Below are 10707 nucleotides of genomic sequence, written 5' to 3' on the forward strand. Positions count from 1 at the left end.
ACAAGCACATCTCCTTTTTTTCCATTCCGAACCGGAACTTTACATGATACTATCCATATTAACAGACCATTAGAAAGTTAGCTATGGCTTGTGTAGATTTGGAGGGATAACACACTTGTTAAGGACTTTTCGAGAACATCATATTCGCACATCAGAACTATTGGACGGGCCGTGGGACTTTCAGAAGGATCCTTGCAACGAGGGTCTAGAAGAAAAATGGTATGAGCGATTTCCACAAGCTGCACAATCTATGTACGTTCCCGCCTGCTGGAATAACGAGCTAAACCTGTATGACTATGAAGGTGTCGCTTGGTACAGGAAGACGATACGGATCGAAGAAACACAGCATGTCAGACTAATCTTCCATGCCGTGTTGGGCCATTCCGACGTATATCTGGATGGAAAGCATCTAGGTTATCATTATGGCGGTTACACGCCCTTTGAATTTGTCATCCCCTCTTTGACCGCAGGGGAGCATGAGCTGGTTGTCCGAACGGATAGTACCCTGGATCGCCTAACGATTCCAACCGAGCACGTCGACTGGTTCCATTATGGCGGCATCATCCGGTCGGTTGAGCTGCAGCGTTTGCCGGATCTCTACATCGAACAGCTCAAGATTGACTATGAATTGAATGGATCCGATGCAGATGTTCTTATCCAGGCTCGGATCCGCTCCCTATCGCAGGCGGAGCTGACAACCACGTTGACCCTAAGCGAGGGTGGTCGTGAAATCCATTCGGAACAAGTAACCGTGGATGCGGGTCAATCGGTCAGCTGCAAAGTGAGGCTGAATTGGACCGATGTTCGGCTATGGAACGTCGGCCAGCCGGAGTTGTATAGCATCCATGCCCGGACCGATCTTGATGACAAAGTCGAGCGGATCGGCTTTCGGCGGATCGAAACGAAGGACCACCGGATTCTCATCAACGGCACTCCCGTCTATTTGAAAGGTGTAAACCGTCATGAAGAGCACCCGGAGTGGGGCTTCGCTTTTCCGCCCAAACTAATGCACAAGGACCTCGACATCATTCTTGAGCTAGGATGTAACTCGGTACGCGGCTCGCATTATCCTCAGAGTCCTTACTGGCTGGACCTGTTGGATGAGCACGGAATTGTCTTCTGGAGCGAGATCCCTATGTGGGGGGCGTTCTTACCTAACGAAACGGTTAGTGAGCCACTATTCCAGGAGCGTGCGCTCTCCATGATAGGAGAGATGGTCAGTTTGCACTACCACCATCCATCGGTTGTGTTCTGGTCGGTTCATAACGAGATCGACTCCCGTACGCAGGAAGCCTATGGGATGACACAGCACCTGGTCCGTTTGGTTAAGGAACTGGATGCTTCCAGATTGGTTACCTACGCTACGATGTATCCGTTGGAGGACGTCCTGCTTCCGCTTTTCGATGTCGTAGGCATCAACAAATATTACGGCTGGTATGAAGGCGATGTGGACGGCTTCAAGGCTATGCTTCAGCAGTTCCACGAGCATGCAGAGCGAATGGGAGCCGGCGATAAGCCGGTGCTTATGACCGAATTCGGCGGTGCCGGCATCTTCGGGGATGTTGGTTGGGAGCCAAGATTGTTCAGCGAGGATTATCAGGCACAAATCGTTACCGAGGCACTGGCAATATTCCGGAACGATCCCAAGATTGGCGGCACCTATATCTGGCAGTTCGCAGATGTTCGAGGCGATCTGAAGAGTGACGGCAAGTATTTCCGTGACCGGGCACGCAGCTTCAACAACAAGGGCTTGGTGAACGAATACCGCAAACCTAAGCAATCGTTCCGAGAAGTGCGTCGCATGTATCGGTCCTGGAACGATCAAACATAAATATTAGGGGAGTATTTTTCATGGCGAAATTGGTTTTTGACGAGAACGAGATTCTTGCGACCATCGATCGGGTCGTTGAGCGAACCTTCAACATGGATTTTAGCTGGGATTGGCCGGGTGGTGTTGCTTTCTACGGCGTATGCGAAGCTTATCAGGTCACCGGGAATCCTGCATATTTGGAGAAGATCCAGTCTTGGGTTGATGAATATAGACAAGAAGGCCTGCCAAAGTGGACGGTTAACGCAGTCTCCATCGGCCATGCTTTGCTTACGTTGTATGAAGCAACCCAGGAGCAGCGATACCTCGATATAGCTGTAGAAATGGCAGACTATCTGCTGAATGATGCGCCGAGATTCGGCAACGGTATCCTTCAGCATACCGTGAACTCGGACAAAGATATATTTCCTGAGCAGGCGTGGGTAGACACCATGTTCATGGCGGGCTATTATTTACTGCGCATCGGGGATTTGCTGGGAGAAGAAAAATACTTCAATGACGGGCTCCGGCAGTACCATGGTCACGAGGATGTCCTGCAGGATGCGGAAACCAACCTGTACTATCACGGATGGGACAATATCGCTCAGGACCATATGTCCGGAATATACTGGGCACGCGGTAACTCATGGGCTGCGCTTACGATGACGAAAGCGCTGGGCATCGTCAAGGTCACGCATCCTTCCTACATGATCATAGCAGGATCGCTTCGTGACCAATTAAGCGCGCTTGTGCGGCTGCAAGATGAGTCCGGCTTATGGCATACGGTTCTCGATGATCCTGCATCCCCGCTGGAAACCTCCGGCTCCGCCGGTATTGGTGTAGCATTATTAAGCAAAGGCCGCATGTACAGCAAGTATGCGCAAAAAACGCTCCATGCGATACTTGCCAGTATCACACCTAACGGCACCGTCAGCCGTGTGTCGGCTGGAACAGCAGTTATGGATGACGCGGAGGGCTATAAGCAGGTATCCGATAAGCGCATCCAGGGCTGGGGACAGGGCCTGGTCCTGGCTCTCCTCGCTCAGCTCCTGAGGACGAAAAACAATTCCTATTGACATAGCCAAACCCTCCTTAAGCTTAAGGAGGGTTGTTGTATTATCTCAAGATCTTGGATTAACTAGGGTTGTGGCTTTCCAGGCCCATAACCGAAACGATTTTTCATAAATTCCAGAGCTGCCGGAAGCTCTTCTTCCGGATGTTTCACGCTGCATTCTGCGGATATAAGGCCGGAATAACCCGTCTTTTTTAATATTTGAGCAAATTGCTCGTATGGGTATTGCCCAGTGCCCGGACTTAACCGTCCTGTATCCGCCAAATGAATATGGGCCAGCCAATCCTTATGTTCCACTAAAGTATCTAGCGGTTCGTTCTCCTCGTCCATATGATAGAAATCCGCTAATACTCGTATCGAAGGGCGGTTAACCTGACGTGCGAAAGCAGCCGCATCACAAACGCTATTGATTAAATTCGTTTCTTGCTTATTGAGGGGCTCGATCGCTACGGTAACACCGGTTCCATCAAATTCGTCCCCCATCCAATCCAGCAGCTGTAAAAACTGCTCCTCCGCATGTTCCCGCTCCCATCCATCCGGCACATTCCGGGCACGGCCGCTTCCTAATACCACGATACGCGCGCCGATTCGATTTAACGCATAAGCCGCCTTCGATACATAGTTACGTATGCGATCAGAATCTGTATCTGGACCTACAGCGTATAAACCCCCTGGAAAAAAGACATTAAAGGCAAGAACCGGCAGCGGACTTTCCGTATACTTTGGCAGGACCTTCTCAAATTCCGACTTATCCTCCAATTTTAAAGAAGTGACAGTGCACTCGATGTAGTCGAATCCTAACCTGCAAAGCATCTCCGCGTCATCGATCCCTTTACACCAGCCAAATGAATACATAGTCTCGCCCCTCTATTGGAATTGTTTATCTTCGATATCCCTGCTATCGATAGCCACTTTTTGTCTTCCCTCGCGCCACAGATGCATGGCAGTCGTTTCCGGACGGAACGGTTTCCATGCATTACCTGCTTTTCTCAGCTGCTATCGCTTTGTTTGCCGCTTCTTGTGCTTGTCTGAGCGCCGTGTTAATGTCGATTTTCTTCGAAGCGATTTGCGGTGTTAAATCAAGCAGCGGCTTTTCCGTTATAACATCATACAATGATTTGTACGGCACCTTCGCTAGCTGGTTGTAGAATGCCGCTCCCCAGTTGATATCTTTACGGGGGTAATCAGAGCCATATGCCTTCTGAATGTCCGGATTCGTAAGTGACGTTAATTCCCCACGCTTGGAAAGAATCATTTGGAATTCGTCTGACGTTAAATATTTTATCACTTCCATCGCTGCGTCCTTCTGCGTGCTCGTGGAAACAACATTCCAATAGATCGGATACGGCTGGGAACCTATTTTGGGCATATCTTTAAAGGCTGGAAGCGCCACCACATCCCAGTTGACCGAATCCATCTCCGGATACGTAATCGGTAAATCCGTAAAATAACCGAACATCGCGAGGTTTTTCGTTTTCAGAAACTCATCCTTGTACGGGATTTTCCCTTTGTTCGATTCCATATATTTTTGATAACCGGGATCGTCCGCTTCCCCGACGTAGATGGTGGAGAGAATTGTTTTCCACTTCTCATTGTCGTAGGTGGCTTGCTGATTTTTTTCATCGACATATCCGATCGAATACGGGTTCATACGCAGCAAATGCTGTGAAGACACCGCGAGTCCGAGGAACTGCGTTCCGCCATCCTCCCGATTCAGCTTCTTCGCCAGCTCAAGCGTTTCGTCCCAGGTCATACCGTCCTTCGGATACGCGACGCCGAACCTGTCGAAAATATCCTTATTGTAATATAAATTCATAACCATGTTATTCACCGGTAGCCCATACAGCTTTCCGCCGGCCACTGCCCGCATCCCGTCTAGTAAAGTTGGATCGAATCGGTTAAGGTCAATATTCGCTTTTTTTGCCAATTCGGTAATGTCCCCGCCGAGACCCGGTCGAATAAGCCCGTCGACCATCCCGCCGATCGACTCAAAAATCAGATCAATCTTTGTACCCGCTACTAGAAGCTCGTTAATAGATGTACCGGAACCGACGGACCCCTTCTTAATGTAGGTGATAGTATAATTAGGGAATTTCTTCTTGATGTATTGGCCGTAGTTTTTCTCAAATGCTGCATCATCCATTGCTCCGCTTGATGTAATCACCAGATCCGCCCGTTGATTCCCTGCGTCGCTTCCCGACTGGGGCGATCCGCCTTCAATTACGCCGTCACCGCCACCTTTGTTACACCCTGCAAGCGCTGCTGCCATACTAGCTGCAAGCAAAATCAGCACCCATTTTTTATTTTTCTGCATATAGAGATCCCCTTTCTCACTTCAACGATTTCACGCCCGCATAAGCCCCCACGGGCTTCCTGGATTTATATCTACCATTTAGTCGATAGCTTTAAATGTGCCGATCCCATGAAAATGGGTGCCATTATTCAGGACCCCTGATACAGAAGCTTGAATCAGACCATTCTGCCCGGCCAATGCGGATATGACCTGCTGGCGATCAAACTTAACCTTCATACGGCTGCTCCCCTGTCCTTCCTCACGGGTTTGTGCAGGAATATAGGTTCCATTCACTATCATCCGCACCGTTGTCAGGTCTATTTGTGAATTGTTATAGCCATCCGGTAAAGAAATGCTGACCGTCAACGAATACTCGCCGCTGTTGCTTTTCAGATTGAGAACAGCCGGTTGCACTTCCACATCGGCAGGAGCCGTCAAATAAATATTCGGAATCGGCGGATTTTGCATGCCGTGTCCCAAATAAAACCCTGTATGCGGCGGCTGGTTATAACCCACGTTTTGCCAGGCAATGCTCAATCGATAGACGGGATCATGCATTAGAGTATAAATGCGGTGTTCCGTGAGATCCGTTGTCGTATAGATAAGCAGCGCGCTGCTATCTTCGTTTCTCCAAACGGCTTCTTCTCTCCAGTCACCGAACAGATCGGCCTGCAGGTTAGGTGTTGCCTTAGTACTGTTGTTGGACAAGGCTCCTTCAGCGGTCAGCAAGTTGACCTTTGTGAAGTTGTTGTAATCCCATTTGTCAATACGGTTATCATCCAACAGCTCGCGCAGCAAGTCCCCGTCCCACCAGATGCCGAAGTTAACAGAAGGAATCGAGCTGCTAATCTTTTGCCCTTTATTGGTATAAAGTCCTACTCCCGTAGCAGCCCATTGCTCTTCACCCAGATAGTTGGGGTCGATATCGGCGGACATGCCGCGTCCGGTATCTCGTCCCGTATACACTCCCCAGAGAACGGTTCCGTTGCCGGCATCCCAAAGAGCCGCACCGTAGGGAGACCGTGTAGACTCCATAACTTTAAACACTTCAAGTCCCGGACGAGTCGGATCGAGGTCGCCGACATGCAGAGCGTCGCCGTGCCCCAGTCCTGTGTTGTACAAGCCCTCCCCATTGTCGTCAATGGTCATGGCGCCGTAAATGATTTCGTCCTTACCGTCGCCATCCACATCCGCCACGCTCAAGCTGTGATTGCCCTGTCCCCTCCAAGATTCGTATCCAGGGTTATTGGTATCGAATCTCCACTGCTTCGTCAGCTGCCCGTCTCTCCAGTTGTATGCGACGACCACCGTTCGGGGATTATAATATCCACGTGCCATAATGAGACTTGGTCTTTGGCCATCCAGATAAGCGATACCGGCCAGGAACCGGTCTACTCGGTTGCCGTAATTGTCACCCCAATCGCTTACATTGCCTCTCGGCGGATCGTAATCGGTGGTTGTCATTTCTTGACCCGTTCTGCCGTTAAAAATGGTCAAGTATTCCGGCCCGGCCAGAATTCGGCCATTCTTATCGCGATAATCCGCATGGGGTTCGCCAATAACTTTACCCAATCCGTCCGTCGTACCGTCCGCCGTTTTGGCGGCAATTTCTGAAATGCCGTCTCCATCCAGGTCATAGACCATAAATTGCGTATAGTGGGCGCCGGCCCGGATATTTTTCCCCATTCCAATTCGCCACATGAAGGTGCCGTCGAGTTTATAAGCGTCAAGGAAGACCTCTCCGGTTATTCCCTCGCCTGTATTATCGTGAGAATTGGTCGGATCCCATTTAAGTACGATTTCGTACTCGCCGTCACCGTCCAAATCGCCAACACTAGCATCATTCGCCCTGTATGTATAGGCTTCGCCTTGCTCCGTGGTGCCGCCTTCCGGCTTGTGTAAAGGCACAGATAAATAATTATTGCCCCAGACACCGACCAATTTTGACTGCTCTTGCTGCTGTCCATTCAACACGGCCCTGACTGAATACTTGGATTCTGGGGCCCCGGAGATATCCAAATAATTCGTGCTATTCGAGATCGGTTCTGCATTGACTTTCACACCATCTCTGTACAGATTGAACTTAATGCCCGATGGGTCGGTCCCAAGAAGCCTCCAGCTGACAAACACCCCGTTATCCACTTTCACCGCGACAAGACCCCGATCCAAAAATTCCATTTGACGCTGGGGCTGCAACGGGGCAGCAGCCGGACCTTCAGCCGCAAAGGCAGATGTATGAGGCAGGAATACCGCGATCTGCATAGCACCCAGCAGCAAAACGCTCATTTTTTTCAATCGACGGTTGATGTTCAGAATCAATTTACAAGCCTCCCTAAATTGGTTTCTTTAGTGGAATTTAACATGTGCTATATACCTCCGTTCACCTCCTTTCGTTGAGCGTACCTGCTGAAGCATTACCGTAAGACGCATCGGAATACGCTTACATTTTTAAAGGTAATTAGCATAGCAAACGGCAAAGGTATCAAAAAATATCTGCAAGCCCTTTCATCCATTCACAAGCGTTGTACTTCCAGGTAAGTGGAAATTGCTTCTGTAGATATACATCTCGTCTTTCGCAGCCAAGGTGCCGTTGGTGTGATTAAATGGATAGTATCATTTTGGATAGTAATAGAAAATGGAAAAAACCGAGGAGAAATTGTCAAATTCGAGCATTCGGATTGGATACATGTTGAATCAATTCACCAAATCAGGTTTGCACAAAACCAAAGAACCCGCGATCGATGCGGGTCTGAAACAAATTTATTAAAACGATCCTTACCTTACTTTTCTTCACTCAGCTCCGCATCCTGCCTCCATATGACCAGATCATGGTGTTCCACCTTGGTTATGCAGTTATTCTCATCGACGAAGACGACCGCAGGCTTTAATTGGTCCATCTCCTGCTCTGAGAACAGTCCGAGGCTGAGCACGATGATCAAATCTCCTGGCTGAAACAAGTGAGCAGGCGGGCCGTTCAAGCATACTTTGCCCGAGCCTTCGGGAGCTGGAATGGCGTATGTTTTCCAGCGAGTGGCATTGCGGAGGCTTGTGATCTGCACCATCTCATAAGGCTGGATATTGGCCTTTTTCATCAGCAGTTCATCTAATGTTATACTTCCGACGTAATCAAGCCGAGCTTCCGTGACGGTCGCCCGGTGAATTTTGCCTTTACACATCAAACGGAGCAATGGAATTCCTCCTTTAAGAAGTTACACCACATCCTATGGAGAGCAACGCCTAATGTTTCCTTAATTTCCGATAATTAGGTCAAAGCCGTCGCATTACGGTTGAAATAACGTATCGTAATACGAATTCGCTCTGTCGTATTAAACACTATGAGGTGACAGTACGAGGAGGTGCGGCTTGTGAGCAGATTTCGTCAAAAGTGCACTCGCTGCGGCAAACACTTTCCCTTTTCCCTGAAAGGAAGGTGCGAATGCGGCGGTACTTTGCTCGTGGAGTACGATTTGGAACAGGTGAGCCGAAGCTTACATCCTTCTGTTCTGAGGGAGAGGTCCGCCACCATGTGGCGCTATAAGGAACTGCTTCCACTGGAACATGAAAAGTCTATTGTTACATTAGGAGAAGGCTGGACACCGCTCCTGCCGATGAACCCCCTTGAGCGAGAGCTAGATATACAAGGCGTGTATTTGAAAAGAGAGGAGCAAAATCCTACTGGCAGCTTCAAGTCAAGAGGTTTCTCTTCAACCTTATCCCTTTTGAAAGAGCACGGGGTTGACCATGTTGCCGTGCCATCCAACGGGAATGCAGCCTCAGCCATGGCCGCTTATGCGGCGAGGGCGCAAATAAAATCAACCGTCATCGTTCCCAAGGATTGCCCGGGTATCATCATTGAGGAGTGCCTGCGTTACGGTGCTTTGACTTATGTTGTTGACGGAATGATTCACGATGCGAGCCGTATTATCGAAGAAGGAGTGAAAGAGCAAGGCTGGTTCCATGCCGGCACTTTAAAGGAGCCCGGAAGAGTTGAAGGAAAAAAGACCATGGGGCTGGAGCTTGCCGAGCAGCTCGGCTGGAAGCTTCCCGATGTGATTCTGTATCCAACAGGAGGCGGGTCGGGCATCATCGGCATGTGGAAGGCATTTCAAGAGCTGCATCAGTTGGGATGGGTAAGCGGGAGCCTCCCTCGTATGGTCAGCATACAGGAAGAAGGGTGCCAACCTTTAGTAGACGCGATGACTAGGGGGGCATTCACTGCATCACCGCCCGATTCAGTCCGGTCCAACCCAACAGGCCTTCGTGTTCCAAATCCGCCGGATGGCGAGCTTGTGGTGCGCATCCTGAAGCAATCCCAGGGCGCAGCCGTCAGCGTGACGGCCGAAGAAATCCAAAGCGCCCAAAAGCGGTTAGGGCGTCTCGGAATCTCCAGCTCACCCGAAGGAGCCGCCACGCTTGCTGGCCTGCTGCAGCTGAAGGAGAAGGGCTGGATTGCCCCCTCGGAGACCGTTGTACTCTTCAACACGTCCCACGCTGATAAATATTTGCCGTACGCACCTTCTCCGACTGTCCCTATCATCAAGACCTATGAAGATCTTCGTGAGCATCTGCAAAATTCGTCCGGGGCGAGCTAAGCCTTAGGCAGAATGTTCCCCTCCACCTGAACGTGTACATTACCCTAGACATAAAAACAAACCGCAGCGTCTGTTCGACAATGCGGTTTGTTTCGTGAGTGAGTCTAAATTCTCCGGATTATGGTATAGTTCGAGACCTAAACATCTTTTTGTTTTCTTTTATGAAAAGCGGCAAGCTGTTTCATTGTCCGGTAAACTGCTGGCTCTGAACGAAATAGACTATGAGCCGGTACGGCTGGGTTCGTTTCTATAAACCACACCTTGCCTTTACGGTCAACAGCAATGTCATAACCAATCTGCCAGTCGTACCGACTTTTACTATGGGTACGGGTACATAGTTCAGCTAATTGTATCAATTCGTTTTTTTTCTTTGTGATCGTTAAGCCAGTAAGCCCTAATGACTCTCGTAACGCCCTATCAATGGGTAACACGTAGCCTTTTCCTCTAGCAACATTGGTGATTATGCTTTTGGTTCCAGCAACTTTGGCGACCATTCCGATATAGTTCCATCGTTCTTGTCGATCCCTCATCATCATGACACGAATATCAAAAGGACGGTCGTTGATTCTTGCAAGATCAATGGCTTGCTGAACAATATGCACCGGTTTTTTTAATTTCAGCTTATGAAATAATTCTTTAACAGAATTAACGCTCTGTACATCCCCTTTTACCTTTACGTAATAAATCAAATTCCCTTTTTTCCAGGCTTTAATGACACCTTTTCCGCGTCCGCCTCCATCCGGTTTAATGTATACCGCAGGATAGCGGTCTAAATATTCGGCTAACCGGACTTCATTGCATAGCGCAGTTTCCGGCAAATATTTCCTAAGTTGAGGCACCTTCTGAAACATACGGTGAAATCGAATCTTCCACAAGTAAACCCTCTCCTTTATGTCGAACCGTGAACTCCCAATAAGATATGTACCTTAGGCGAATTTTGTCA

8 protein-coding genes are annotated in these 10707 nt (G+C 49.2%); 3 read left to right on the plus strand and 5 right to left on the minus strand.

Going from position 1 to position 10707, the window contains the following annotated elements; genetic code table 11:
- The first annotated feature begins 115 nt into the window (after nucleotides 1-115).
- A complete protein-coding gene (locus GGC63_RS01595; RefSeq protein WP_192700842.1) occupies nucleotides 116-1831 on the plus strand; it encodes a glycoside hydrolase family 2 protein in 1716 nt (571 codons plus the stop codon).
- A gap of 20 nt (nucleotides 1832-1851) precedes the next feature.
- Nucleotides 1852-2883 (plus strand): glycoside hydrolase family 88 protein, encoded by a 1032-nt coding sequence (locus GGC63_RS01600; RefSeq protein WP_192700843.1) that lies wholly within the window; start codon nucleotides 1852-1854, stop codon nucleotides 2881-2883.
- A 62-nt stretch (nucleotides 2884-2945) separates the two neighbouring features.
- Here GGC63_RS01600 and GGC63_RS01605 read toward each other — a convergent pair whose 3' ends face one another.
- The 4 genes from GGC63_RS01605 to panD form a co-directional block, all read right to left on the minus strand.
- Nucleotides 2946-3734, minus strand: a complete 789-nt coding sequence (locus tag GGC63_RS01605) for a sugar phosphate isomerase/epimerase family protein (RefSeq protein WP_192700844.1) — start codon at nucleotides 3732-3734, stop codon at nucleotides 2946-2948.
- 121 nt (nucleotides 3735-3855) lie between these two features.
- Nucleotides 3856-5193 carry an ABC transporter substrate-binding protein gene (locus tag GGC63_RS01610; RefSeq protein WP_192700845.1) on the minus strand — a complete coding sequence of 446 codons (1338 nt, stop codon included), beginning with the start codon at nucleotides 5191-5193 and terminating at the stop codon, nucleotides 3856-3858.
- Nucleotides 5194-5271: 78 nt separating this feature from the next.
- Nucleotides 5272-7434, minus strand: a complete 2163-nt coding sequence (locus GGC63_RS01615; RefSeq protein ID WP_225947932.1) for a rhamnogalacturonan lyase — start codon at nucleotides 7432-7434, stop codon at nucleotides 5272-5274.
- Between the two features lie 518 nt (nucleotides 7435-7952).
- The gene (gene panD, locus GGC63_RS01620) at nucleotides 7953-8360 is read right to left on the minus strand and encodes an aspartate 1-decarboxylase (RefSeq protein WP_192700846.1); all 408 of its coding nucleotides are present in this window, start codon (nucleotides 8358-8360) and stop codon (nucleotides 7953-7955) included.
- Nucleotides 8361-8537: 177 nt separating this feature from the next.
- Between panD and GGC63_RS01625 the strand changes: the two genes are divergently transcribed.
- Nucleotides 8538-9764, plus strand: coding sequence for a threonine synthase (locus GGC63_RS01625; protein ID WP_192700847.1), 1227 nt, complete (start codon nucleotides 8538-8540; stop codon nucleotides 9762-9764).
- 137 nt (nucleotides 9765-9901) lie between these two features.
- On the opposite strand, the gene GGC63_RS01630 is transcribed toward GGC63_RS01625, so the two are convergent.
- Entirely contained in the window at nucleotides 9902-10639 is a 738-nt protein-coding gene (locus tag GGC63_RS01630) for a YheC/YheD family protein (RefSeq protein WP_192700848.1), read from the minus strand.
- Nucleotides 10640-10707: the final 68 nt, after the last annotated feature.

The sequence above is a fragment of the Paenibacillus sp. OAS669 genome (genome assembly GCF_014873645.1).
GTDB classification, from domain to species: domain Bacteria; phylum Bacillota; class Bacilli; order Paenibacillales; family NBRC-103111; genus Paenibacillus_S; species Paenibacillus_S vulneris.

Coding starts and splice junctions, on each gene's coding strand:
- GGC63_RS01600 (WP_192700843.1), top strand. CDS start 1,852: ATGGCGAAATTGGTTTTTGACGAGAACGAGATTCTTGCGACCATCGAT.
- GGC63_RS01605 (WP_192700844.1), bottom strand. CDS start 3,734: ATGTATTCATTTGGCTGGTGTAAAGGGATCGATGACGCGGAGATGCTT.
- GGC63_RS01610 (WP_192700845.1), bottom strand. CDS start 5,193: ATGCAGAAAAATAAAAAATGGGTGCTGATTTTGCTTGCAGCTAGTATG.
- GGC63_RS01615 (WP_225947932.1), bottom strand. CDS start 7,434: ATGCAGATCGCGGTATTCCTGCCTCATACATCTGCCTTTGCGGCTGAA.